Raw genomic sequence first — 25,540 nt, forward strand, 5'->3', positions numbered from 1 at the left:
CGACATTATGTGAAATAGTTGTTAATGGTTGTTTTGGAGCCATTACCTTGCAATAACGATGAAGACACCAAAAGTAAAAGTGTTACTGCCACTCTATATGGGAATTAGCAATCGTCAGTTTGTATTTTGTATTTCACTTGGCCACCAGGAGTTTCTGGGTAGTAAACTTCGACATAACACATATGTTCTGGACCAACAGGCTTGTTTGCAAAACCAATAAGGAAGTAGGGCTCGTCTGGGCTGTCTACCCCATACCAAGTGTTGATAGTGAGTTGCGGATCAAAGCCTGCTAGCTCTTTTGCTGGAATAACATTTTTGATAAATCCAAAGTAACCAATTAGGTCGTTATGGCCGTCATTATCTAGATCAATGTTATATTGTATGCCGCCATCTACTGTCTCTTGAGATTGAATCACTGCTTTGGTGTAGACAAAGTTGTTGGCGGTCATGAGTGCTTCTCTGGCTCCATATAGAACCGCCACTCTGGCATCTTTTTGTAAGCCAAGAAATTTAGGAAATGCAACGACGCTTACAATACCAAGAATGATGATGCACACAATGAGTTCAATAAGAGTAAATCCTTGAGAGCGACGCACAGCCTTTCTCCATGTTTTAGAAACGAATAGGCGGCTATTCTGATATAGAAACGTTCAGGTCAAGTATTAAAAAAGAATGATAATAAGAGATCGGGATTGCAAATCTCAAATATAAAACAAGTTGCTTATTTTCGAGATGAGGAGTGATTTTGATAAAAACCAAGGAATGAACTCGAGAGGATAAAATCCTCCCGAGTATAGCGACTAAGATTCGTGTGTCAGAGCACTGCTGTTACGTTTAAAAATGAATCGCCAAATAAATAAGACAATTGCGATGTAACCTAATCCTACACCAAGCGCTTGCCAGTGCATGCCGTTATACATCGCGATTGGCATCAAAGAGATGATGAAGATGTCAGTGATTGAGCCAGGGACATAAGCGATGGCGTAATCATCAAGCACCTTGCTACGCATTTTTGGATCAACAATACGAAGCAACGCAATACCCATGGCAACTGTACCGGTTAACCAACCCCAAGAGAAAATGCCTTTCTCGAACCAATCTTCTCCCATGATACGTGGGGCAACCCAGAAGATTAGCCATAGTGTGAAGGCGATACCGCCGATTGCAAGCACTACCATCGGCATTAAATACTGGGCTAGGACGGTAATCTTGATGGCTGAGATACCAAAGATAATCAAATAATCGGTACTGATGCCCGCAGCGTGTTTGAATGCACCGTCACAAAGATAGCGTGAAGCTTTCGTTTGTTTCGCGACGATTCGCACGAGCATGCCGCCAAGGAAGCCAGTTACAAACGTCGGGATCTGCACCTTATCGTGGAAAGAAGACAAGTAGTTGGCGGCGACATAAGAGAAAGCGGTTACGACAACCACTAACGCAGCGTGAATCGCGAAAGAATCAACCGACAGGGAAGACATGGTGTCTTTCATTACCGGTTCTTGATCATCAGGCTTAACAAGGCCTTTGCGTTCGTGTTCGTCCATGCTGTCGAAGGTCGTAAAGCTACGAATCCAACCCATCTTCAATGCGAATTGCAGCATGAGCATGCCGACAGAAATCGAGATGAAAATACCCACGGTTGCGAACGTTAAGCCAAGTGTGAAGCCATCTTCCCAGCCAAGCCCCGTGAAGATTTCACCAACAACAGATGCAGAGCCATGTCCGCCCATAAAGCCCGCAGACATTGTCACACCAAAGCCAGGATTAATCTCTGGCCAGAAGAAGGTTGTGAGAACTAGACCAAACATTGCTGCAAACAACCACTGAGAAACAGAAGCGATTTGGTTAAACGCCCACAATGAGCCAGCACGCTGTGCGACGGTTTTAGGTGATGGAACATCCGTTGCCAGACCTAACGCAGAAAAAAGTGCAGCAGTTAATAGGCTTGCGTTAGCGGTAAACGTATCGGTCCAAGGCAGTACGTCTAACAGGGCTGGTCCAAAAAATAGACCGAATAATCCTGCGAGAACCGCCGATGGAATGTACATACGCTGTAGTAATGGCGCGTGAACGCGAATGACTTTTGCCAAAATCAATAGTAAGCCAGCGATGGCTAAGTCAGTCAGCATTAGACCTTTAGGCATCTTATCCTCCAGTAAATGCAGTCAAGGGGTAGCGTCCTTGTGACCTACCTTGAATAAAAATCTCTCTCAAGCCAAAAAGTCACATACGTGACTAAAAGCGTTGAGAAATCAATGTCGTTTTCATAAGCAAAGGAATGTGCTTATGCAATTTGAAATGAGTGTAAATGTTGTGATTGCACACGAACAGGAAGAGAAATTAGATTAAATTTCTCGATATTTTTTTGATAGTTCACTCAGGAAAGGCGGCAATCCTAGTCACTTTGTCAGAGCAATGCAATTGGTGTGAATCAATAAATTATGCCTAGTTAATGGGTGTCTCTGACTAACAACATGAAAAATAAAGACAATTAACAAGCAATAATATTTGTCATATCGACAATAAAAGTTAATTAAATGGTTAAATTGTCGCCGCTTTATGGGGTGACGTTATGGATTCACATGAGAAAGAATAAAATCGACCAAGGTACGGTTTTTAAGGGAAAGCTGTTTTGAACGGTAAAGCAGGTGGATCGGTTTTGGCTTGGGAGCATGTTGCTGGAGAATTTCTACCAAGGCACCAGATTGGATTTCCTGCTCAACTAAGATCTTTGGTTGCATAAGAACACCAGAGCTTTTTAACGCGGCGAACTTAAGTACATCGCCATTGTTAGACGTTAATCGGGTGTTGCTGTTTCCAAAGGTATTAGATGGCATGTTCACCACTTGTTGGCTTTCTCCTTGGTGATACTGAAACCCCAAACAATGATGGTGTGCTAAGTCATCAAGTGATTGGATAGGGGCATGTTGCTCAAGGTAAGAGGGTGAGGCGCAGTAAGTCATGTGGTATTCACCCAATTTTCTCGCGACTAACGACGAATCGACCAACTCACCGATTCGAATAATCACGTCAGCTTCGCTTCGATATGGGTCAATCAAATTGTTGTCCAACATTAGCTCAACGTTCAAATCGGGAAATTCAGCTAAGAAGTCAGCCACGATAGGAGCAATGACCTTTTTGCCATACGTGACAGGGCAGTTAACTTTTACAGTTCCGGTTGGACGGTTGATCAGCGTCTGGATCAGGTTCTCTGCGTTGGTGATGTCTTCAATAATGCGGTGGCACTCTTGATAGTAGAGTCTGCCAGCTTCGGTCAGGGACTGTTTGCGCGTGGTGCGATGAATTAGCTGTGTACCTAAGCTTTGCTCAAGAAAGCTCACGTGCTTGCCAACCATGGTCGGTGAAATATCAAAGTGGTGTGCTGCATTACGAAAGCTGCCGTGTTCGACCACGTAAGCGAAAACCTTCATGCTTGTTAATTTATCCATTACACACCCAGAGTTGATAAAGAAATAACTAAAGCAGAGTTTATCAATCAAATGAGGTTAATTACAGTGGACGTATGATTAAGAATGGAGAAAGAGAGCCATCATGAGCGAGACGATTTTTGTTACCGCCGAACTGAAAATGAATGCCGATAAGCCAAGACAACAAGTGGTTGAAGCCATTGAACAATTTTGCCTTGATATGCAAAGCGAAGCGGGGTGCTTGCAAGCGAATGCGACCTACGATTCTACAGAACCACAACGTGTGATTCTTTGGGAGCGATATGAAAACCGCACCGCGATTGAAGCGCATTTTGCTATGCCGCATACACAAGCGTTTATTGCTGCTGAAGTGGCAGAGTTAGTCCAAGCATTCGAAACCCAAGCTCAATAGGAGAGGCGAACATGAAATGGGGCATTTTAGGCACAAGCTTTATCTCAGGTGTCATGGCTGAAGCAATCCAAGGCGATGACAAGAGTGAACTGTACGCGGTTGCTGGGCGTTCGGAGCAGAACTTAAAGACATTCGCTGAGCAATATGGCATCGAGAATACGTTCACCGATTACGATGCGTTGATTGCTGATGAGCAAGTCGACATTATTTACATCGCACTGCCAAATCACCTTCATCATGACTTTATCGTCAAAGCGGCAGAGCAGGGGAAAGCGATCCTGTGTGAAAAGTCACTGTCGGTAGATATGGAAAAAACCGAGTTGGCACTAAAAGCAGTCGAAACGCACAAGGTATTCTTTGCTGAAGGTTTGATGTACTTGCATCACCCGTTGATCAGCGAGTTGGTTTCTGTGCTTAAATCAGGAGAGATTGGTGAACTTCGCTCGATTCATACTTCTTATATAGCGTCGATTGCGCAGTTTGTGAATCCAGACAGTAAAGGTGCTTTGTATAACTTAGGTTGCTACCCAATATCATTAGTGCATTTGGTGGTGAAAACCATGTTGGGTGAACAAGCCTTTGGAAACCGCTTTATGACGGCGATTGGCCGAAGAGGCCATGACGGTAATATCTGTGAATCGAGCTTAATGATGCAATTTGGTGAGCAACAAACGGCGATCGTACACACTGCCGAAGATCACGGATTGAAACACCAATTCACCATTCTGGGTAGCAAAGGCTGTATTACGTTAGATTCAAACCCATGGCTACCAACGCAAGAAAACCAGTTTAGTGTGGAAATTTACGAGACGTCGAAGCGCGAGGTGTCTGTATCGGCAGCTGGAGACGCTTTCTTCTATCAAGTGCGCAATATTCGCCAAGCGGTTGAAGCAGGGCGTACATCGTTAGAGAACCCTTGTGCAACATGGGAAGACTCTCACCGTATTATGCAGCTACTGACTGAGTGGGAATCACTGGCTTCAAAGTAAGTCTGTACTTGAACCAATGAACATAAAAACGGCGCACTAAATCCAATATTTGGTGCGCCGTTTTGTTTTGGGTTCAGTCTCTGTTAAATGCGATTATCGCCGGTGCTGAACGCAATGATTTGGCTGATCTCAGACAGGCTTCTACCACTTTCTTGCTGCCATTGAACAAACGCTTTGTTGGTTGCATCGAGCGATTTTTTCGTATCTTTGCCACCTTCAATGATCTTGCAATTACGCAGGTAAGCTTCCACGTCGCTAGACAAGATAAAGGTATCAACGCCCATTTGACGAAGTGTGTAAGGGCCAGTATTTCCGCCTAGGCGATTGCCGCGTTTCTTCAAATACGCCCATAGGTCGGTGATTTTCTCTTGCGGCCAATCAGCAACCATTTTGCCAAACGAGCCATATTCGATTTTTGCTTCGTGGATCATACGAGCGTTGGCAGGAATCGACATGACTTTAGTGAGGTGGCGAATGATGCGTTTGTCGGTTGCTTTGGTTTCCCATTGCTCATCTGACAGCATCAATAGCGGCTCAATCTTAAACCCAAAGAACACTTCTTCGAAGTTCGGCCACTTGTTGCGAACCACGCTCCACGAAATCCCACTTTGGAATACCTTCATCGAAAAAGCGGCTAGCCAACGGTCGTCGGGAATCGCTGCCAATTCTTCTTTGCTTAGTGGATGAGACAAAAGCGCTTCAAGTTGATCTTCACCACCTTTACGCTCGGCAGCGCGCTGATAAATCGCGTCAAATTTTTCGATACTCATAAAAGAAGTTAGTCCTAGTTTATGTCGATATTTGTGAAACATACTACGCTTAAGTGGCTGAATCGTAAATTGATGGAGTGTCACAAATGAAGAAGGTCACATTAACGTTTGTCGGGGAAGGTTCGGATCGTATTGCAGAAAAATTCTATGCGTGGATGACGGACGGTGGGTTAGAAGACAGCATGATTGAGAATTTATCTGACCGTGAAATCTCAGTTGTCGGCATTAGTGACATGGATAATGAAACGCGTGATGTGGTGATCAATACGGAAATGAACTAACGAGTCGTTTTTCGTCAGCTATTAGAATCAGATAAAACAAAGCCCTTCACGAGAAGGGCTTTGTTGCGTTTATAAGCGTGAGAGCCTAGTTATTTACCAGCGTCAGACCGCTTGGCAGTGCATCACCGAAGATACGTTTTGATTCGCTCTCAGATAACTCTTTGACTTCTTCAACCAATGATACCCAAGATTCAGGTACCTTGCTTTGCTTCAACTTAGCCAATACCTGTTCACGGTAGTCGTCTGAGATATCAAATAGGCGGTCACCCGTCTTACGACAAATCATTACGGCTGCAAACGCGATCATTGGCTCTTTCTGCCAGTTCTGCTCTAACAGCTTAGGCAACCACTGTTCCGCTTGTTCACGAGGAACGACGTTATGCTGACTGCCATATAAAGGCGTACGTGATGCCAAGCGACCCATTGCCCACCAGTGTGCTTGTTCGAACTGGTTATGGTTGATGGCTTTGCTCAAGAACCACGTTGCCAATAGAACCTTGTCTTCGACTTCTAGATGCTCCAGAGAGGCTGACAAACGTACCATTGATTCGTAACCTATATCTTGTGCCGCTTTAGCGGATTGTGGGTTTTTCATCGCACCAGGGTGGAGATATTTCGCGATGTCCGCCAAGATGGTTTCTTGTTGCTCTTGGCTTAAACCACCTGCGATACGACGCCAGAATACCCACCAGTCAGTCCAACCTTGATGGTTCTTAAACTGAATGTTTTGCTGGTAGAGACCCCAAACTTGCTCAATGCGCCATGAGTCGGTTGGATCGCCAAAGCCCGGACGCAGTGCAAAGCCCGCCAAACGAAGCCAGTTTTTCTCGTGTTGTTCAGAACGACGGCGACGCTTACGACCTTGTGCAAAGGTATCAAACAGTTGACGTAGGGTAGTGAAATCCCACTCGTCCCGTTTGCCAAGTTTCTTCTCAAGATCTTTGGCTAAGGTTTTGATCTCTTTGCTTTCCGCGCTTTTCTTATTACCGCTGTAAAGGCGAGCGATCAGCTCCTTACATTCGTTCAGTTTAGGGTGAAGCTTAACTTGCTCGCTGTCGTCGGTTTGCTTGTTACGAACTTCGAACTCCAGTTCCCAACGTTTGCTGTCATCTTCTGCGCTGACACATTCCATCTTAAGTGTGCCGACTTCAGTCAACTGACATGCCAGTTGTACTTCTACGCGCTCTTTTTGGTTGGCTTGCAGTTCGGCACCTTCACCTTCAAGGGTGGTGATATAAGGCGGAAGAGGGGCAAATAAGTCAGGATCAACGTCCACCATCACACCGTTTTGAATAGCGATGTTATTGGTTAAGGTGTCGTGGGTAGACGTCAGCAGGTTAAAGCGAACGGGTTCACCTAGGGTAAGCGAGAAACGACGACCACTTAAGCGGATCTCATGACCTTCTTCTGTACCTTTTGCAAGCAAACAGAGCGCTTTGCCCATCTTGTTCTTCTCTTGAAGGTGCAAGAAGTAAGAACGCGCTGCACCACCACCAATTTTTAGCTGTGCACCACGACGTGCTTTACCAAACGCAACAGCACCTAGTGCAACAGACCAATCTGGATGTGGGTTATCTAATACCGTAACCGGAGCGCCGCGCCAATCGGAAAGGAGGGTAGTGACTCGCTCAGTCACAAGTTCACTGTTGAACACACCACCGTTAAGAAGCAAACCGACTGGAATTGCATTTTGTTTGTCGTCTTCAATGCCGAGAGCGGCACGAGCAACTTGTTGGTGCTGAGTTAAGAACTCAGCAACGTGTTTGCTCACTGCTGGGTCAGCAACGTATGGAAGACCAAACTCGACAACGGCGCTGCGGCGCTTGTCTGGTACTTCACTGAAATCAGAAAGCGGGAAGAAGCCATCCAAAGCGATTTGGTGCACTTCTTGTTTGCTCAGCCCAATACTCTTTGTTCCGCCAAGAAGTTTCGAGCCGCTGCCTAGCATGGTGATTTTTACTTCTTCAGGTGCACTCGCTGAAAGTAGGTTCTCTTTCGCCTTGCGAGTTTGCTGAATCAGCTTAGTTAGGCTTGCTGCAGTGAGCTTCTTACTTTGGTTGAAGCGGCTCTCTGCAAGATGTGCTAATGCTAAGTCGAGGTTGTCACCACCAAGCATCAAGTGCTCGCCAACACCAATACGATCAAGGGCTAGTTCATCTTGAGAAGAGAAACTTGCTTCAATCAAGCTCAAGTCGGTGGTACCACCACCCACATCGCAAACAAGGATTAGTGGCAGATCTTTTAATTCGTTAGCCGCGGTTTGCTGGTGGCGTGCGTACCAGTCGTAACACACCGCCTGTGGCTCTTCAAGCAAGACGATTTTTTTCAAGCCAGCAAGCTCGGCGGCTTCAAGTGTCAGTTTACGTGCGGTTTCATCAAATGATGCCGGAACGGTGACAACTACGTCTTGGTCTTCGAGTTTGTTACTTGGATGACGGTAGTTCCATGCTTGACGAATATGATTGAGGTAACTTGCGCTGGCAATAACTGGCGAGACTTTATCCACGTCTTGCGCACCAGCCCAAGGAAGAATATCTGAGTTACGATCAACCGCTTGGTGTGAGAGCCAGCTTTTCGCGCTGGATACCTGACGACCTTCTACTTTCGCGCCTAATTCGCGAGCCCATTCACCAACGATGACATTGTTAATGTCGCCAGCAACAGGTTCGTTGTCCCAAGGAAGAGTGAGGTCAGAAGGGGAGATTTGACCTACAGCTGGATGATAGCGGAAAGAGGGCAGAAGTGGTTTACGAACGACTTCGCCCGGACCAATCAGTTGGTCAATGTCAAATAGGGATACTTCGGATTGTTCAAGGTTGTCGGTTATTTCACAGTAGGCCACCACAGTGTTTGTGGTGCCAAGGTCAATACCAACAAGAAAACGAGGAGATGCCATACAAAACCAAACCTTCGTGTATTTAAAAACGGCACCCGATTGGATGCCGTTTGACTTCTAATTATTGTTCTTCGTTTGAGTCACTTTTCGCGTCTTCGCGCACATCGAACTCAACATGCCATTTTTGCCCGTTATCTGCGGCGATGGCTTCTAAGTAAAGCGTGCCAAGCTCTGTGACGCGAGAAGCAAGAGTTACTGGAACCACTTCACCTTCACGACGACCTTCAGATACAGGCAGCGTTACTTGGATTTCTGGTAGCTCTTCAAGCTCTTCTGGTGCCCAGTAGTCAAGGTGAGTACCTGCTAGGTCATCACGACGAACGGTTGAGCCGAAGAATTGGAAGTTAACTGGCTGACCGATGATCAAACCAAACTCTTGGCTTGGTACGTCAACGCTTGAGCCTTCTTCCATGCCAAATGGTGCGACACAAAGTGCTTCCATTGGAGGCGCCATGCCCGGAATCGCTGGCATTGCACTTTCGATACCCACGTAGTACGCCGAAGCAATACCACCGCGGATACGCACACCTTGACCACGACGCACAGAGCCGTAGTAAGCCGCACCGCTAGCAACCGCAAGGTCTAGATCCACACCTGTTAGGCGTTTTGCCATTTCTGCATCTGCTTCTAGTAGCCATTCGTTGATCGTGTCTTCTAGACGAGTTGCTAGAAGTTTCGATTTCAGAACACCACCGTTGAATAGGATTGCGGTTGGCTTGATGAAGTCAGCTGATTGGGCTGCATCCGCACCTGGCATACCAGGCATGTTAGCGAATGGGTTGAAATCTTGAGCTGCTTCGCCGCCATATCCTGAAGCGGAAAGGGCATTAGCTTGCTTAGACAAGAACGCTGCAATGTGACGAGTAATGCCCGCATCTTGTGCGTAAGGCAGACCCATTTGCGTTAGTGCACCACGGCTACGTTGAACAGGGTGGTCCGTAATCGCAACTTGAGGGAAGAAGCCGTCAACCAGTGTTTGTTGTACTTCTTCTTGAGTCAGTTCTGTTTTTAGCGTTGCGCCAAGCAGTTTAGAACCACGGCTTGGTACCACGATTGGCACTGACTGAAGCTCGCTGTCGTTCAATAGCGCTTCTTTAGCGTCACGACATGCGTGCGTCATTGCCTGAACTTGCCATGGCTGTAGCTCTTTGCCTTCTTGCGCTAGCTTCATCTTCAAGCGGTACGCAAGTGCAAGGTCCATGTTGTCACCGCCAAGTAGGATGTGTTCACCTACCGCAATACGGTTCAGAGTTAGGTTGCCGTCGTCTTCAGTTACTTCAACCAAAGAAAGGTCGGTTGTGCCACCACCGATATCGACTACAAGCACGATGTCGCCAACTTCAACTTCGTCGCGCCATTTGTCGTTACTGTTATCGATCCAGTTGTAAAGCGCAGCTTGTGGCTCTTCTAGAAGCGTTAGGTGCACAAAACCAACGTTGCGTGCTGCTTCTGCAGTTAGATCGCGAGCAGCAGGATCAAAGGAAGCAGGAACCGTAATAGTCACGTCTTGATCGGCAAGGTTGTGATTTGGATTGGTGTGATTCCAAGCGTCTTTTAGGTGCTCTAGGTAAAGCTCTGTCGCACGAAGAGGGGATACTTTTTCCACTTCTTCTGGGCTACCTGCTGGTAGGAAGGCATCACGACGGTTCACACCTGCGTGGCAAAGCCAAGATTTCGCACTTGCCACAAGGCGAATTGGTGTTTTTGAACCTAGGTTACGTGCAATTGCACCAACCAGCGCTTTTGGCTCGCTCGACCACGGAAGAACGCGTGATTGCGGGTTCATTTCGTGCTCGTGTGGTTGGTAAAGGAAAGAGCCTAACTGGCTACGAGTCTCTACCGTACCCGGCGCAGTCAACTGCGGGATTGGCATCACTTCAACGCGAGCGTCTTCGTTGTGTGTATCAACAAAAGACATAACACAGTGTGTTGTACCTAAGTCGATACCAACACTGAATTTAGGCGTCTGTTGAGTTTCAACAGACGCTTCTTGAGAATGGTTTTCTTGGTTCATGTGTTCCATTACAGCTCAACCTCAGCTGGAGCGATCACAGATGCATCGTAGTTCTCAGCAAGTTTAGGCAACGTCATTGATGTTGCTTTCCAGCCTTTGTGAACTAGCGTGCCGTTGAATGGCGCGCTGCCTGTTACGTTGCCAGTTAGGCGGATTTCTTGTGGGTTGAAGCCTTCTTCAACCGTAATGCGAGTTTCTTCGTCTTCGTTACGAACGTGCGCTAGCGTCACGTAGTCGTTCAGTACTTTCTGACCGCCAGTGTGGATTACGCGAGCAGCTGCGCCTACTTCTTCATCAGAGAATGACGTTAGGTCTTCTTTTAGGAAGTCAATCAGACGAGCTTCTTGTTGCATGATAGAAAGCAGCTGCATTGCAGAGTCCGTTGATGCGGTTGCAAGTTTTGATTCAACTTCTACAACACGCTCTACGACTTTCTCTACTTCCACTACTTTTTCTACTTCAACGATCTTCTCAACTGGTTTCTCAACCTCGACGATTTTCTCGACTGGTTTTTCTACCACTTTCTCGACCACTTTTGATTTGCGCGACACTGCAACTAGAAGAAGCAAAACGCTCGATGCGGTTAGGCCTGCGTGAAGCATATCGAACGTTTGAGGAATTAGGTTCAAATCAATGTTCATGACGTTTTTTCTCTTTCTATTGATTTATTGGTGCTCAGTATTGGCTCATATTTGTTCACTAAAACGATCGTCTTTGCGATCTTGCACCAAGTTTAGACATTAAAATGATGACGGATGATAGCATATTCGAGGCTTAAGGCTGTAATAATTCGTGACTATACCGTACGAACAGAGTGAAAAATCGACGATCAGACTCCCCAATATAGGTTGTTGCTTGATGTTTGTGCATTGCTAACGCAGTATTTCAATAGATCCCGAAGTTTAACTTACGGAAGTATCAAAAATTACGATATGACACAAAGCACCGCTCATAAGAGCTTTATAAAACGACATTCAGACTCTATTTTAGCTTTTTTGGCGACTTTATGTGTCACTGCTGGTGTAGTCGGTGCTGCTTATACAATGCAGCAACGGTATACACAGACGACGTTTGATACTTTAGCCGACCGACAAGCAGAATCACTTAAAGCAAACGTCGAGAATGATCTAAAGTTCATTGGTGCGGGCGCAAACTTTTTCCATTCGATTGAGCGAAGCTATTGGCCATCGTTTCCCATGTATGCGGAACAAGTGATTAATAGCTCGCGAAGTCTCATTGGACTTCAATGGATGCAAAAGGTCGAATTTGAAGATCTTGATGAACATATTTTAAAGACCCGTCAAAAATTTCCAAACTTCCAACCGTTTACCGTTCCTAAAGATGGTCCCAAAACCTACGGGTACATTTTTGAACACAATGAGCCAATTTTCATCGCGTCGGATATCTACCCAAGAACACCGGAAAACCTTTCTCTATTGGGTTTCTATTTTTCGCGCAAACGCTTCGATTTAATCTTGGATGATATTTCCGAAAATGGGCGAGCGAATGTCTCGGATAAAGTTCGCTTACTGCAAGATGGTTATGACAAGTCCATACCTAAGACTGGGTTGCTGGTGTTCCATCCAGTGTTCGACTTCGAGAACAAATATTTATTAGGAGTAGTGACCGGCGTTATCCGAAGTACGGTTTACTTTGAGGATTTGATTACGAAAACCGCGACGGAGCTCGATATGTCGGTGCGCGTAGAAGACTTGGGATTCGACGCAGCAGATGACCCTGTTCTCTTTCAAAGTGCTAGCTGGGATAACATTCGAGGAACCGTTATAAGCCGAACCATTCAACTGCCTAACCGTGAATGGCGTATTGACTTTAAGCTTTCTGACGCAGTCTCAGCTTGGGAGCGTTCTATTTTAGCGGGCACGACGCTAGCCGGATTGGTAATCGCCTTTTTGATCAGTTGGATTGTGAATTTACAGTCTCGAGAAAAAGAGCGCTTAGCGGTCATGTTGGAGCTCAAAACCGTTGAATTAAAAAGAATGGCAGAGCGAGACCCTCTAACTCAACTACTGAATCGCCGAGCATTCAACGATCATTTGCTTAATCAGGTAAACAAAGGTGTTAACTTCGCCTTGGTTGGTTTTGATATCGACCACTTCAAAGTGATTAATGACAAACACGGCCATTTAGGTGGAGATGAAGCGTTACAACATGTCACTAAGCTGGTCAGTGCTAATTTAAAACCGGGAGATAAGTTTTACCGAGCTGGTGGTGACGAGTTTTGTATTATTTCTAAAGTCATTGATAGAGCAGTGCTAGAAGCTTACCTAGAAAAATTACGGAGTGTTGTGGCAAGTACGGCTTTTGATTATGGTGATGCGTCAATCATCTGTACGTTGAGTATCGGTGCGGTTATCCATAAAGAAGAAGATCCTGAGAGCTTGTATCACAAAATGGATAGTCAACTCTATTTGAGTAAAAAAAACGGCCGTAATAATGTGTCGATCGGCGATTAAATGGGCGCACAAATTCGAGTTTTACGCCGTGTTACGATAGAATCGCACGCTTTAAATTTTTATGTTAGGAACCAAGGCAAACTATGAACCATAACCGTATTGTATGCTTCGATTTAGAAATGTGTTGCTGGAACGAAAATGGCGTCGGCAGCACGGGTGAAATTATCGAAGTGGGGTTAGCTGAAATAGATTTGTCTAAAGGTGAGATAGTCAAGCGTGCTCAATACTACGTGAAACCAGAACACGATGAAGTGTCTCTGTTCTGCGCTGAGTTAACGGGCATCACACCACGTAAGATTGAAAAACAAGGACGCCCACTAGAAGAAGTGCTTAAATCCATGGTTAAGAACTTCGGTGGTCGCAACAAAATCTTTGCATCTTGGGGGCGAGATGACCTCATTCTTCTAGAAGAGTGTAAGCAAAAAGGTATTGAAGCACCGTTCACAGAGTTCATCAACTTAGCGACACTCTACCGTATTCAAAATCGTCTTAAAGATAAACGTATAGGCCATCGAGCCGCTCAAGAAGCAAAAGGAATAGACTGGGAAGGGCGTCAACACTCTGGCTATGTAGATGCATACAACTTAGCTAAGCTTGCTTTGACCATGTTTTAGTTATTCGAACCTAGCTAGCTTGTAATTAAATTATCATCCAACCATTGTTGTTTTGTCATGCAGTCTGTTTAGTGTGGAAAGAGCTAAACACATACCTTGACCAGTACTTTAAATAACAATGTCGTTGGCTTATTGAAAAACGCGCAGAGAGCGCGTTTTTTTATGGCTACAGAAGCGATATCTGTTGTCATTCTAGGGGTAGCTTAGAGTTAGCCAGCGACTTATATACTCATCTCGTTACTTTACTGAGACTGTAACTTCGCTCGAATGAACTCGCTGTGATCAACATAGAGTAGCTCTGCTGTTTTACGGATCACCGCGTCTTCTAGCGGGTCAATTTCGCCGTCTGCGTAAGCGACTTCCCACATGCTTTTGATTAAGTTGTAACGAGTTTCTTGAGTCAGTTCTCTTAGTTGAGAGGTAAAGTCGTACAGCGAAGCGGAATCTTTTATTTTCTGTTGCGCTTGCTCTAACAAAGTATTTGATTCTTCTTCATTTAACGAAAGCAGTTTCATCAATAAAGAGCGCTTTGTTTCTTGTTCTCTATCATCGACACTATGGTCTGCGCCAGAAACTTCACAAAGCAAACACGCGATAGCCATGTTAGGGGAAAGTGTGTTGGTTTGGCTTAAATCAGAGCCATCAATGAGTTGTTTAAATAATGATGTGAGAGAATTAAACATAATGAACACCGAGCTATTGTTTATTTGGTTAACATGGTAATAAATACGGAAGATCTCAAGGTGCGATACCAAATTTAGCACGCCGTTGACATTTAAGAACGGCCACTTTCTCCCCAAAAAACCTAAACTCCTGAGTTAGTTCAAGGTGACTGCCTCTTACAAAGGGCAAGTCATTTTGGGATTGATACTCAGCTTTCAGCACGTGTCGGTGGAAAATGAACTTCGTCACCATCACTCGTCAGAATACTAATTTGACTTGGTTTGCCTTCATCATCAAGGCGTAGCTCACCAATGGCACTATGGTTAACCAAGCGATAAAAGTTGTGCGTACTTGGTGCGCGTTTGTAAATCTTGAGTCGTTTACGTTTTGTGAACCAGTTTAAAGGTGAGCGAGGGCTGTATAGCAGTCTATCTAGGCCATCACAAATATTGAGCAGTTGTGTAGGGAACTGATTTTTAATTCCACTACAGGTGATTTGATAGATATTCGGACTGTTTTTTCGATAGCGGAGCTTAATATCGTATGCAAAAGAGTAGTGTACGTCGCCAGAGAGAATAACAAAGTTAGTTGGTGTCTTTGTGTGTGTGAAAATACTAATAAGAGTATTCGCACTTCCGGGGTGAGCCATCCAGTTTTCAGCATCAACCATCAATGGTTTACCAAGCATGGTCACCACACGTTGTAGTGCTTCGATAAATTTCACACCAAACATTGGCGCGGCAGAAACAATAACAACCTTGTCTTGATGCACGAGCTCCTGATGGAACTCAATCATCGCTTCCCAGTCCATTAAGCCAGAAGGTTTGTTCATTTTAGACTCAGAACGCCAGCGTCTGGTTCGTGTATCTAGCACGACAACTTTTGGTGTCGTAGGAATGGTGTAGTGCCAATTCTCAAAGCGATACAAATATTGAATAAATGCATCTTGGGTTTGCGAGGTTCGCTCATCGATAAAGCGTTGAGCGAGGCTCATAAATTCATCATTGAATTTTTCTGGCGCATTTCCCCAACCTTGGCAAAGCCAGTAAGCAATCAAGCTATTACCGATAATGCGTTTTGCAAACGTGTTGCTGTATGCGGCTTGTTCCCAGCCTATGGTGAGATTCCAATCGTCGGTGACATCGTGATCATCAAAAATCATATAGGTTGGAATGTGAGCGAGTAAGCGTTGAACCTTGTCCAGACCTGCGACGAATTTATCAATTTGTTTTTTTTCTTCGCGCCATTGCTGCTGCCATTTGGGTTCAAGAACTTCTCCGCCGACAGTAAATTCGTTTTCTAACAAACGATCCGTTCGAACAAGCTTCCACAAGGTCGGAGACCAAACCAATAAGTACATTGCAAAGCACTCAGCAAAGCTTATTAGGTGATTCTCACACTCTTTGGCGCTGAATATTGGTGTCCCTCGGTGTGGAAAAAACTTACTTAGTAAACTGTCATCACTCACATAATGAGGCAACAATTTATCTCGACCATAATAGCAAGCAGGGTGTTGGTAGAGCTCATTGGTATTTTTTATCGGAGCTTGATCGAATTCTTCGCCTGGCAAACCCAATAAAGCTATGACTTGCTCAATGGCATCGAGAGTGGGGCCTGCAACATGGTCTGCATAGATTTGATCACCACTCATGATGAGCATATCCGGTCTTTCTTCAATGGATTGAGACGCGATTTTATGATCCGCAGCGACCAATGTATCATCACTGAAGTGATGGGGATTACGGCAAGAGCCATGTAGGAGATAATCCGCTTTTTCACTAACGAGGAACTCAACACCCAAGTTTGGCGTATTATCTCGCTCATAAGTTAGGTGAGGGAGCAGTTCCGTCACTAATCCATATTGCGTTTTTATTTGATAGCGTAACGCTTGATGGGTTGGAAACTCGCCTTCTAATTTAAGTAAGCAACACCACGCATTGAGGCCGATTTGAAGCTGTTCTTTTTGTTCACTTAAAGGGGCTTGATAAAGGATGGAGGCATTTTCATCCGTAATTTGCACCATACCCTCCAAGCGTTGGGTGGTGACTAGCCAAATATTGATTTCAGTTGCGGTCACTTTACGTAGGATCGGACCTGCAACGACAAGAGGAAGTGAAGAAATTTCAGTCGTGTTCATCAATGCTGGCAAAACGGCTCCTTATGTGTCAGCTTCTTCTTCTAATATTTCGATAACTTGCGAGCTACTAAGTTCATGTCCCATAAGGAACAAACCAAGCATCGCATCGGCTTTTGACGCGTTATCACTGTCTTCATCCAAAATTTGCTGAAGCCGAGTTCTAATTAGGTCGATTTCGTGTTCGACGAAGCCACGCCCTTCTTCGTCACCTTGACCATCTTCTGGTGCATTATCAAAGTGCAAAAACAACATGTCACCATCGAGTTGAGTCCCTATCAACCTCTCTGGCAGCCATGCTTCTCCCATCACAATGTCTGGGTCTGTATCTGCGGGTAAATGATTCAAGGTAGAGATGAGTTCTGATGCTTTCACTTTTTACTTCATTATGTTTGATTTAGAACTAAGCTAGAGTTTAAGCGCTTGTTGTAATGGTAAAATATTCGCAAACAAGCTCACCTAGTCGTGCAATATTAATATGATCTTGGGACTCAAACTGTCACGAGGATGACAACATTTGCCATTGTAACGGCTATCATCAGCAGAACATAAGCTTTTAATGGCAAATCATTGATGTTTGCCTGCTTCTCAACCAACATTTTTCGAACTCATGAAGAGATTAATTCTAACAACACTCGCTTTACCTTTAGCTGCGGCAGTTTCTTCTGCGCATGGTGCAGACGAACAAACGTGGGGGATTGCTGCGATGTATCGCACAGCATCGATTCCGTTTTACACCGCCGATAATGACTCTACGGTGAGTACATTTGTACCAATGATGTTCTTTGAAAACGAACATGTGTATATCAATGGCATTGAAGGTGGCGCTTTTTTGTATAACGAGAGTTATTCCGACTGGCGCGCGAGCGCACTCATGCGATTGAGATTTGTCGATATTCCCATGTCGCTACAAAATGCTAATGAAGGGGACAGAGTCGATTTCGGTGGGCAAGTGCGTTATAGCATTAACGACACTTGGCGCGCAGAAGTAGAGTTGATGACGGACGACGAACTCCAGTTTCACTCTAATTACCGCCTTGCTGCCAATTATGTATTTGGTGATTGGGAATTAGAGCCATCGATTACGATTCGATACAAAGACGCTGATTTCAATAGTGAATATTATTCCTTTAAGGATATTACTGGCGAGAGAATTGGAGCTGGACTTGACACCAATCTTGGTATTAAAGCTCGTTACCATGTAACTTCAAATTTGTATTTATTGGGTGAGACGAGTGTTACTCGCTTAGATGATAACGCCTACAACAGTCAGCTTGTAGAAGATCGATATCAGGGAGAAGTGTTTGTCGGTTTTGGCTTTTTCAACGATAAAAGCAAAGCTCCGAAACCAACACTGAGCAATAAAGCATACCTACGTATTGCGCATGGTTGGGCGACGCCTTCGAACATCGGTGAAATATTTAGCTTTGAGAGAGAAAAAGACCCATACGACAATCAACTTACTTCATTGTTTTATGGGCATCCATTAACGGATGAGCTGTTTGGTTTTCCTCTTGATATTTATTTAACTCCAGGGTTGGTTCATCACTGGTCGTCCAGTGTTCAGTCTGCGAGCACAGAATACGTCATGGCGATTAAGGCTTATTATACGGTTAATTGGCCTACGACTTGGCGATTTGGTGTAGCGGAAGGTGTGTCATACATTGATAGCATTACCTATATTGAAGGCACAGAAATGGAAGACAAGGGTTATACACCAAGCAAGTTGCTCAACTACCTAGATTTCTCGTTTGATGTCAATGTAGGCGATCTCTTCAACCAAAAGAGCTGGAACAATATGTGGGTGGGCTATTCATTGCATCACCGCTCGGCGATTTTTGAAAGCGCTTCCCAGTTTGGGCGAATTAAAGGTGGGAGCAACTACAATACTATTTATTTCCAGTTCGAGTTTTAGCGCATCGCGAGATGCATATAGGTCGGATTTGCAACTGACTTATTTATCGCCCATTATGAGTAAAGATGAATAATACTATGCTGCTTTCAACGAGAAATTTCGTATATCGTGCCAGAGTTAAGACTGTTTGTGATGCATCTGATGAATCGGATGGCATGAGCACCATGAGTATCGACTCCTCATTCAATATTCAAATTGAAGCGATAAATTGTACTAACTATGAATTTGCTAAACGCTTTTTTGCCATTCACGGAGAAGGGCATTTGGAGGGAGATGAATGGTTGGTGTTGTACGTCAACTCTCTTGACGTTAAGGCGGGAGACAATATAGAAATCCGTAGCGATGTCGCGTTTAATGCGATGATCGAGAATATGATAAGCGAAGCTGAGCGGTCTTTAGAAAAAGTCTACCTCGATGCAATACGCAACTTGGAGAAAGTGAATCGTCTTTGACGATGTAAGAGACCCTATAAATACGTTCAAGGCATCAGGATCCAAAAAGGGATTGGCGCGAACCAATCCCTTTTGTATTCTGGTTTATTCTAACTTACGCCATTGTTGCAAGTTGGCTTTGCGCTTCTGAAATGCCTTTTGCAGCCGCATCTTCACCCATGTTTAGCGCTTCTGCGTAAACAAATTCTACATCAGTGATTCCTACAAAACCCAGTACAGTGCGTAGGTATGGCGTAACGTTGTCAGTTGGTGAATCTTTATGAATACCACCACGAGTCGTTACTACAATCGCCTTTTTACCTTCAATCAAACCTTGAACGCCGTTTTCTGTGTATTTGAATGTCACGCCTGCACGAGCAATCAAATCAATCCAGTTTTTAAGCTGAGTCGGGATGGTGAAGTTGTACATTGGAGCGGCAATAACCAAAGTGTCTGCGGCCTTTACTTCTTCAATAAGGGTGTCAGACAAGTCGACCACCGCTTGCTGTTCTTGTGAAAGATCTTCCGTAGCGCGCAGTGCAGTCGCAACGGCGAAGTCCAAAACAGGTAGAGGGTTTGCAGCCAAATCACGAACAGTAAGCTTGTCTTGGTCTACATTTTTGATGAAGTTTTCAACCAATTTGTTTGATTGAGAGTAATCGCCAAGGATGCTTGATTTTAGAGCTAGTACACGAGACATAATGGTTATTCCTTAAATAAGTGCTTTCGACTATGGGAGCTATTATAAGCAACGTAAGTGAGTTCAAAAGCCTAGCGATTCGCTGAACATGTTCGAAAAAATTGAATGAGCTTTCGGTTATCTTGTTACAGATCTTGTGTGATACAATCCGCGCAGTTTTTGTAATGAAAAGAATAGGAAACGCTTTGACTTCGTCACAGCCCCCAAAAAAGAATCTAGCTGAAGAGCAAGCGACACCGTCAAATGGTGCGCAAAAAGCGACAGCGAAACAAGCTCAAACACCTCAGGCTCAAGTGAATAGTGCTGCATCTCTGCGTAAAGCGCTGAATCAGTGCATGATGCGCGACCGTTTCCGCTTGAGTAAACGTATTTCTGGTGCAAGCAAAATTAAGAAGGACGCAGCGCGTAATGCTGTGTTCGACGAAATCGCATTAGACATCGCCCAATCCATGATGGTTGTGGAGCAACGTAGTAGCTACAAACCAACGATTGAATACCCTGAAATTCTTCCAGTCAGCCAAAAACGCGACGATATTGCGAAAGCGATCGAAGAAAACCAAGTGGTTATCGTCGCGGGTGAAACCGGTTCAGGTAAAACCACTCAGCTACCCAAAATCTGTGCTGAGCTTGGTCGCGGTAAATTTGGTCTGATTGGTCATACTCAGCCTCGTCGTCTTGCAGCGCGTTCGGTTGCTAACCGTATTGCCGAAGAGATGGAAACCAAGCTTGGTGAGTTTGTTGGTTACAAGGTTCGATTCAACGATCAGATCTCTGAAAATACCCAAATCAAATTGATGACGGACGGTATCTTGCTAGCTGAAATTCAGCATGACCGTTTCTTGAATCAATACGACACCATCATTATCGATGAAGCGCACGAGCGCAGCCTCAACATCGATTTCATCTTGGGTTACTTGAAAGAGTTGCTGCCACGTCGTCCTGATTTGAAAGTGATCATCACGTCGGCAACCATCGACCCAGAACGCTTCTCAAAACACTTCAACAATGCACCAATCATTGAAGTATCGGGTCGTACTTACCCAGTAGAAACACGTTACCGCCCACTAAGCGGTGATGACGACAATGATCGTGACCAGCTTGAAGGCATCTTCGAAGCGGTAGATGAACTGTGCGATGAAGGTTTAGGTGACATCCTGATTTTCATGAACGGTGAACGTGAAATCCGTGATACCGCAGATGCATTGTCCAAACGTAATCTGAAGAGCACGGAAATTGTGCCGCTTTACGCGCGTTTGTCGGCAGGTGAGCAGAATAAGATTTTCCAACCTCACACTGGTCGCCGAATTGTACTGGCAACCAACGTGGCAGAAACCTCGCTAACTGTTCCGGGCATTAAATACGTTATCGACCCGGGTACGGCGCGTATCAGTCGATACAGTTACCGTACTAAGGTTCAGCGTCTTCCAATCGAGCCAGTTTCTCAGGCGAGTGCGAACCAGCGTAAAGGTCGTTGTGGTCGTGTGGAAGAGGGTATCTGTATTCGTCTGTACTCAGAGGAAGATTTTGAGTCGCGCCCAGAGTTTACTGATCCTGAAATCCTGCGTACCAACCTAGCGTCGGTTATCTTGCAAATGACGGCACTTGGTTTGGGTGATATTCAAGCGTTTCCATTTGTGGAAGCACCGGATAAACGTAACATCCAAGACGGCGTACGTTTGCTGGAAGAGCTTGGTGCGATTAACTCTGAGGTAAAAGACCCGAAAAAACGCCTGACTTCCATTGGTCGCCAATTAGCGCGTTTGCCAATCGATCCGCGCTTGGCGCGTATGGTATTGGAAGCACCAAAATATGGTGCGCTTAAAGAAGTGATGATCATTGCAGCGGCCTTGTCGATTCAAGATCCACGCGAGCGTCCTTCCGACAAACAACAATCGTCAGACGATAAACATCGTCGCTTCTTCCATGAAGAGTCGGACTTCCTGACATTTGTGAATTTGTGGGAATACATCCAAAAGCAGCAAAAAGCCTTGTCTAGCAATCAGTTCCGCAAACAGTGTAAGCAAGACTATTTGAACTACTTGCGCGTTCGCGAGTGGCAAGACGTGTACTTCCAAATTCATCAGTCGATGCGTGAGATGGAGTTCAAGCTTAACGATGAGCCCGCTTCTTACCATGGCGTACACAGTGCCATTTTGGTTGGTTTGCTGTCGCACATCGGCATGAAAGACCAAGAAAAGAATGAATATCAAGGCGCGCGTAATGCTCGTTTCCATATCTTCCCTGCATCAGGTCTATTCAAGAAACAGCCTAAGTGGATCATGTCTGCTGAGTTGGTGGAAACCTCAAAACTTTGGGGTCGTATCATCGCAAAGATTCAGCCAGAATGGATTGAACCGTTAGCTAAACACCTTATTAAACGTAGTTACAGCGAACCACATTGGTCGAAGAAACGCGCTGCGGTGATGGCGCACGAAAAAGTGATGCTTTACGGCGTACCAATCGTACCGAAACGCTTGGTCAACTACGGCAGTATCGATTCGACCGTAAGTCGCGAAATCTTCATTCGTAGTGCATTGGTTGAGGGGGAATGGGAAACCAAACACGCGTTCTTTAAGCAAAACCGTAAGCTTCTGCAAGAAGTGGAAGAGCTTGAGCATAAATCTCGTCGTCGTGACATCTTGGTGGATGATGATGAGCTGTTTGATTTCTATGACCAACGTGTTGGTACTGAAGTCGTTTCTGGCAAACACTTCGATACGTGGTGGAAAAAGGCATCTAAAGAAAATCCGGAACTGCTGAACTTTGAAAAAGAGATGCTGTTCAAGGGTGATGCTAGCCATGTGACCGATTTGGATTACCCGAACTTCTGGCATCAAAATGGTTTGAAGCTCAAATTGAGTTACCAATTTGAACCAGGCGATGATAGTGACGGTGTCACAGTGCATTTGCCGTTGCCGATTTTAAACCAAGTTGAACCAGCGGGTTTTGATTGGCAGATCCCAGGTTTACGCCATGAGCTTGTGGTTAGCTTGATTAAATCGTTGCCAAAGACAATTCGTAAGAACTTTGTGCCTGCGCCAAACTATGCCGATGCATTCTTAGCACGTGTCACGCCAATGGAAGCGCCGCTGCTAGATTCATTAGAGAAAGAGTTGCGACGCATGACGGGCGTAGAGGTACTGCGTGAAGACTGGAACTTGGAACAAGTACCTGAGCACTTGAAAGTCACGTTCCGCGCGGTTGATCATCGAAATCGTAAACTGAAGGAACATAAAGACCTTCATGAACTTAAAGAAAGTTTGAAAGACAAAGTTCAAGAAACGCTTTCCAAAGTTGCGGATGACGATATCGAACAGCAAGGTCTGCATACGTGGAGTTTTGGCGAATTGCCGAAAGTGTATCAACAAAAACGTGGCGGCTACGATGTAAAAGCGTATCCGGCGCTTGTTGATAGCAAAGACAGCGTTGAAATCAAACTCTACGAAACCGAATTTGAGCAGATCACCGCAATGCGCGCTGGCCAGCGTCGTTTGATTTTGTTGAATGTACCGTCTCCAATTAAATATTTGCACGCTAACTTACCGAACAAATCGAAGTTGGGGTTGTATTTTAACCCTTACGGCAAGGTGCTTGATCTGATAGATGACTGCATTGCCTGCGGTGTCGATAAGCTTATTGAAGAGCAGGGTGGTTTAGTTTGGGAGCCAGAGAAGTTCGAAGCGTTGAAAGAACACGTTCGTGCTGAATTGGGTGACACCGTTGTAGAGATCGCTCAACAGGTTGAGACTATTCTGACCACGGCGTTTAGCATCAATAAGAAGCTAAAAGGCAAGATCGACTTCACAATGGCGTTTGCTCTGTCCGATATCAAAGCACAAATTGAAGGCTTGATCTTCAAAGGCTTTGCAACGGAATGTGGCTGGAAGCGCTTGCCGGATATTCTTCGCTACATGCGCGCGATAGAGCGCCGTATGGAGAAGTTGCCAATCGATCCAAACAAAGATCGTTTACATATGCTGAAGATTGAATCTGTGACTCAAGACTATAAAGAGTTGCTGAACAAGATCCCGAAAGGTGTGGCCATTCCTGAAAATGTAAAAGAAGTGCGTTGGATGATTGAAGAACTTCGCGTGAGTTACTTTGCTCAACAATTAGGCACTCCTTATCCTGTTTCTGATAAACGAGTCAAAAACGCGATTGATGCTTGCTAATCAACCAGTAAAATAGTGTCAGATTTGTAATTATCGCTTAAGAAGTTGCTGGTACACTAATTGCTAGTAACTCAATAAGCATTATTTTTTAGTTCCGGGAGGCAATAGTTCGCCTCCCTTTATTTGTAGTACCAACGACTGAGTTATGCAGACGTGGGAATAATAAAGAGTAAAGGTAGATGATGAAAAAAACTCTATTAGCAGTGGCGCTACTTGGCGCATCTTCTGCGGCAATGGCGGATTCTTGGATTTACGGTGGTGCAACAGTAGGTCAGTCTGACTACAAAGGTGAAACGGACACATCATACTCTGTTCACGTTGGTACAGGCATTCTACCTATCATTGGTGTTGAAGCTGGTGTAACACAACACGGTGAGTTCAACGTAAATGGTCAAGACACTAAGCTAACTTCTTACTACGCAGCACTTAAGCCAAGCATCGACTTCGGTCCGCTACACGTGTACGCAAAAGGTGGTTTCCATCAGTGGGACAAAAAAGTGAAAGGCGGCAAAGACGATGACGATTTGGACCTAATGTACGGTGTGGGTGCTGAGTACTTCATTTTTGGCCCAATGTCTGTTGGTGCTAGCTACATGAACTACACTGCTGGTAAAGACGATATCAGCACGTTCTCTGTTAACGCAACACTACATTTCCTATAAGCGTCAAGCTTTCTAACACCATATGAAACACACCGGCTTTATGTCGGTGTTTTTTTGTCTGGAAGTCACAAAACAAAAGTTGAACATAAATTATTCACTTTTAGAGTCTTAAAATGCCTATGCTTTCCAATATATAGTGGCGATTAAATGCGCATATTTGCGTAATGTTTCGCTTAGGAATCGATCAGGAAGGGATAGTATGAAAAAAACACTCTCGTTATTCGCTCTAACGTTGTGCTCAACGTCAGCAATGGCTGACTCTTGGATTTACGCTGGTGGTCAAATTGGTCAGTCCGATATCGACAGCGAAAATGATACAACTTATGGTATTCATGTCGGTACTGGTATTTTGCCATTCATTGGCATTGAAGCAGGCTACTTTAACCACGGCAAAGTGGATTTATCTTTGAGTGGCAGCAGGGGTAGTGCTGATTTTGATTCATTCTATTTAGCGGCGAAACCTAGTATCGACTTCGGCCCGTTACACGTTTACGCAAAAGGCGGCATCAATGCATTCAACGTTGATTATGACGGCGGACTGAGAAACTTAGACAAAGATGATGGCGTCTCTTACATGTATGGTGTTGGTGCCGAATACTTCTTGCTTGACAATGTGTCTGTGGGCGCGAGTTATCAAGCGTTTGGCGTGGATATTGAAGGCGATAGCGATACCGTTAGCAGCGTAACAGGGAACATCACCTTCCATTTCTTATAACGCTCGCTGGATGAAAGGTTTGCTGATTTGGTTTCGTCGTTAATTGTGAAACCAAATCAGCGCAGGTCTTCTCTATTTGCGCTGTGACTGGCTATGAACTTAAGTCTTTCTTGTGTCTTTTCTAGTCTACAACCTACGACAAAATCAATCGTTAGACCTCATAATTTTGTGTTGATATTATTTCCCCTTCATCTGTCTCGAATTGAGCTTAAAATGCAATAAATCACGACTTTTTGCAAAAATATGTGATTGCTGCTAAAATTTGTCCCG

At 44.9% G+C, this 25,540-nt stretch carries 21 protein-coding genes; 10 read left to right on the forward strand and 11 right to left on the reverse strand.

Annotated elements, in window-relative coordinates:
• Window positions 1-104: 104 nt before the first annotated feature.
• The 3 genes from R8269_RS06035 to R8269_RS06045 form a co-directional block, all read right to left on the reverse strand.
• Window positions 105-596, reverse strand: coding sequence for a type II secretion system protein (locus tag R8269_RS06035; RefSeq protein ID WP_005377704.1), 492 nt, complete (start codon window positions 594-596; stop codon window positions 105-107).
• A gap of 204 nt (window positions 597-800) precedes the next feature.
• Complete coding sequence (locus R8269_RS06040) at window positions 801-2,144, reverse strand: sodium/glutamate symporter (protein WP_005377703.1); 1,344 nt, start codon at window positions 2,142-2,144, stop codon at window positions 801-803.
• 426 nt (window positions 2,145-2,570) lie between these two features.
• Window positions 2,571-3,449, reverse strand: coding sequence for a LysR family transcriptional regulator (locus R8269_RS06045; RefSeq protein ID WP_005377700.1), 879 nt, complete (start codon window positions 3,447-3,449; stop codon window positions 2,571-2,573).
• A 103-nt stretch (window positions 3,450-3,552) separates the two neighbouring features.
• Here R8269_RS06045 and R8269_RS06050 point away from each other — a divergent pair, with 103 nt between their 5' ends.
• Entirely contained in the window at window positions 3,553-3,840 is a 288-nt protein-coding gene (locus R8269_RS06050; RefSeq protein WP_005377698.1) for a putative quinol monooxygenase, read from the forward strand.
• 11 nt (window positions 3,841-3,851) lie between these two features.
• Window positions 3,852-4,829 (forward strand): Gfo/Idh/MocA family protein, encoded by a 978-nt coding sequence (locus tag R8269_RS06055; RefSeq protein ID WP_033905244.1) that lies wholly within the window; start codon window positions 3,852-3,854, stop codon window positions 4,827-4,829.
• An 83-nt stretch (window positions 4,830-4,912) separates the two neighbouring features.
• Here R8269_RS06055 and R8269_RS06060 read toward each other — a convergent pair whose 3' ends face one another.
• A complete protein-coding gene (locus tag R8269_RS06060) occupies window positions 4,913-5,599 on the reverse strand; it encodes a DNA-3-methyladenine glycosylase I (RefSeq protein WP_005377694.1) in 687 nt (228 codons plus the stop codon).
• Window positions 5,600-5,685: 86 nt separating this feature from the next.
• On the opposite strand from R8269_RS06060, the gene R8269_RS06065 reads away from it, so the two are divergent.
• Window positions 5,686-5,880 carry a hypothetical protein gene (locus R8269_RS06065; protein ID WP_005377692.1) on the forward strand — a complete coding sequence of 65 codons (195 nt, stop codon included), beginning with the start codon at window positions 5,686-5,688 and terminating at the stop codon, window positions 5,878-5,880.
• 85 nt (window positions 5,881-5,965) lie between these two features.
• Here the strand turns inward: R8269_RS06065 and R8269_RS06070 are convergent, their stop codons facing one another.
• From R8269_RS06070 to R8269_RS06080, 3 genes are all read right to left on the reverse strand, one after another.
• On the reverse strand, window positions 5,966-8,776 hold the full coding sequence (locus R8269_RS06070) for an Hsp70 family protein (protein WP_005377690.1): 2,811 nt from the start codon (window positions 8,774-8,776) through the stop codon (window positions 5,966-5,968).
• Between the two features lie 61 nt (window positions 8,777-8,837).
• Window positions 8,838-10,799 carry an Hsp70 family protein gene (locus R8269_RS06075; protein WP_213871992.1) on the reverse strand — a complete coding sequence of 654 codons (1,962 nt, stop codon included), beginning with the start codon at window positions 10,797-10,799 and terminating at the stop codon, window positions 8,838-8,840.
• Window positions 10,799-11,431, reverse strand: coding sequence for a DUF2760 domain-containing protein (locus tag R8269_RS06080; RefSeq protein ID WP_017634945.1), 633 nt, complete (start codon window positions 11,429-11,431; stop codon window positions 10,799-10,801). The genes R8269_RS06075 and R8269_RS06080 overlap by 1 nt, the downstream gene beginning before the upstream one ends.
• Window positions 11,432-11,722: 291 nt before the next feature.
• On the opposite strand from R8269_RS06080, the gene R8269_RS06085 reads away from it, so the two are divergent.
• Complete coding sequence (locus R8269_RS06085) at window positions 11,723-13,264, forward strand: sensor domain-containing diguanylate cyclase (protein WP_213907240.1); 1,542 nt, start codon at window positions 11,723-11,725, stop codon at window positions 13,262-13,264.
• A gap of 83 nt (window positions 13,265-13,347) precedes the next feature.
• On the forward strand, window positions 13,348-13,878 hold the full coding sequence (locus R8269_RS06090) for a 3'-5' exonuclease (RefSeq protein WP_005377684.1): 531 nt from the start codon (window positions 13,348-13,350) through the stop codon (window positions 13,876-13,878).
• Between the two features lie 242 nt (window positions 13,879-14,120).
• Here R8269_RS06090 and R8269_RS06095 read toward each other — a convergent pair whose 3' ends face one another.
• The 3 genes from R8269_RS06095 to R8269_RS06105 form a co-directional block, all read right to left on the reverse strand.
• Window positions 14,121-14,561: a TerB family tellurite resistance protein gene (locus R8269_RS06095; RefSeq protein ID WP_017820644.1), complete on the reverse strand. Its 441-nt coding sequence runs from the start codon at window positions 14,559-14,561 to the stop codon at window positions 14,121-14,123.
• 188 nt (window positions 14,562-14,749) lie between these two features.
• Entirely contained in the window at window positions 14,750-16,690 is a 1,941-nt protein-coding gene (locus tag R8269_RS06100; protein ID WP_171344683.1) for an alkaline phosphatase D family protein, read from the reverse strand.
• Window positions 16,691-16,699: 9 nt separating this feature from the next.
• Window positions 16,700-17,050 (reverse strand): hypothetical protein, encoded by a 351-nt coding sequence (locus R8269_RS06105; RefSeq protein WP_005377676.1) that lies wholly within the window; start codon window positions 17,048-17,050, stop codon window positions 16,700-16,702.
• 235 nt (window positions 17,051-17,285) lie between these two features.
• Between R8269_RS06105 and R8269_RS06110 the strand changes: the two genes are divergently transcribed.
• Together R8269_RS06110 and R8269_RS06115 are read left to right on the forward strand one after the other, a co-directional pair.
• Window positions 17,286-18,590 (forward strand): MipA/OmpV family protein, encoded by a 1,305-nt coding sequence (locus tag R8269_RS06110; protein WP_213907241.1) that lies wholly within the window; start codon window positions 17,286-17,288, stop codon window positions 18,588-18,590.
• A gap of 65 nt (window positions 18,591-18,655) precedes the next feature.
• A complete protein-coding gene (locus tag R8269_RS06115; RefSeq protein WP_258476674.1) occupies window positions 18,656-19,042 on the forward strand; it encodes a hypothetical protein in 387 nt (128 codons plus the stop codon).
• Window positions 19,043-19,136: 94 nt separating this feature from the next.
• Here the strand turns inward: R8269_RS06115 and R8269_RS06120 are convergent, their stop codons facing one another.
• Window positions 19,137-19,721, reverse strand: a complete 585-nt coding sequence (locus R8269_RS06120; RefSeq protein ID WP_017820648.1) for an FMN-dependent NADH-azoreductase — start codon at window positions 19,719-19,721, stop codon at window positions 19,137-19,139.
• A 185-nt stretch (window positions 19,722-19,906) separates the two neighbouring features.
• On the opposite strand from R8269_RS06120, the gene hrpA reads away from it, so the two are divergent.
• From hrpA to R8269_RS06135, 3 genes are all read left to right on the forward strand, one after another.
• The gene (gene hrpA / locus R8269_RS06125) at window positions 19,907-23,893 is read left to right on the forward strand and encodes an ATP-dependent RNA helicase HrpA (protein ID WP_005377665.1); all 3,987 of its coding nucleotides are present in this window, start codon (window positions 19,907-19,909) and stop codon (window positions 23,891-23,893) included.
• Between the two features lie 182 nt (window positions 23,894-24,075).
• Window positions 24,076-24,555, forward strand: coding sequence for an outer membrane beta-barrel protein (locus tag R8269_RS06130; protein ID WP_021033871.1), 480 nt, complete (start codon window positions 24,076-24,078; stop codon window positions 24,553-24,555).
• Window positions 24,556-24,754: 199 nt separating this feature from the next.
• Window positions 24,755-25,270: an outer membrane beta-barrel protein gene (locus R8269_RS06135; protein ID WP_005377661.1), complete on the forward strand. Its 516-nt coding sequence runs from the start codon at window positions 24,755-24,757 to the stop codon at window positions 25,268-25,270.
• The last annotated feature ends 270 nt before the right edge of the window (window positions 25,271-25,540 follow it).

The organism is Vibrio sp. Vb0667 (genome assembly GCF_033391095.1).

Bases quoted from the DNA above. Each gene is read 5' to 3' on its own strand.
- R8269_RS06115 (WP_258476674.1), top strand. From the start codon at position 18,656: ATGAATAATACTATGCTGCTTTCAACGAGAAATTTCGTATATCGTGCC.
- R8269_RS06080 (WP_017634945.1), bottom strand. From the start codon at position 11,431: ATGAACATTGATTTGAACCTAATTCCTCAAACGTTCGATATGCTTCAC.
- R8269_RS06130 (WP_021033871.1), top strand. From the start codon at position 24,076: ATGAAAAAAACTCTATTAGCAGTGGCGCTACTTGGCGCATCTTCTGCG.
- R8269_RS06090 (WP_005377684.1), top strand. From the start codon at position 13,348: ATGAACCATAACCGTATTGTATGCTTCGATTTAGAAATGTGTTGCTGG.
- R8269_RS06120 (WP_017820648.1), bottom strand. From the start codon at position 19,721: ATGTCTCGTGTACTAGCTCTAAAATCAAGCATCCTTGGCGATTACTCT.
- R8269_RS06095 (WP_017820644.1), bottom strand. From the start codon at position 14,561: ATGTTTAATTCTCTCACATCATTATTTAAACAACTCATTGATGGCTCT.
- R8269_RS06060 (WP_005377694.1), bottom strand. From the start codon at position 5,599: ATGAGTATCGAAAAATTTGACGCGATTTATCAGCGCGCTGCCGAGCGT.
- R8269_RS06040 (WP_005377703.1), bottom strand. From the start codon at position 2,144: ATGCCTAAAGGTCTAATGCTGACTGACTTAGCCATCGCTGGCTTACTA.
- R8269_RS06135 (WP_005377661.1), top strand. From the start codon at position 24,755: ATGAAAAAAACACTCTCGTTATTCGCTCTAACGTTGTGCTCAACGTCA.
- R8269_RS06085 (WP_213907240.1), top strand. From the start codon at position 11,723: ATGACACAAAGCACCGCTCATAAGAGCTTTATAAAACGACATTCAGAC.
- R8269_RS06110 (WP_213907241.1), top strand. From the start codon at position 17,286: ATGAAGAGATTAATTCTAACAACACTCGCTTTACCTTTAGCTGCGGCA.
- R8269_RS06075 (WP_213871992.1), bottom strand. From the start codon at position 10,799: ATGGAACACATGAACCAAGAAAACCATTCTCAAGAAGCGTCTGTTGAA.
- R8269_RS06045 (WP_005377700.1), bottom strand. From the start codon at position 3,449: ATGGATAAATTAACAAGCATGAAGGTTTTCGCTTACGTGGTCGAACAC.
- R8269_RS06070 (WP_005377690.1), bottom strand. From the start codon at position 8,776: ATGGCATCTCCTCGTTTTCTTGTTGGTATTGACCTTGGCACCACAAAC.
- R8269_RS06050 (WP_005377698.1), top strand. From the start codon at position 3,553: ATGAGCGAGACGATTTTTGTTACCGCCGAACTGAAAATGAATGCCGAT.
- R8269_RS06065 (WP_005377692.1), top strand. From the start codon at position 5,686: ATGAAGAAGGTCACATTAACGTTTGTCGGGGAAGGTTCGGATCGTATT.
- R8269_RS06055 (WP_033905244.1), top strand. From the start codon at position 3,852: ATGAAATGGGGCATTTTAGGCACAAGCTTTATCTCAGGTGTCATGGCT.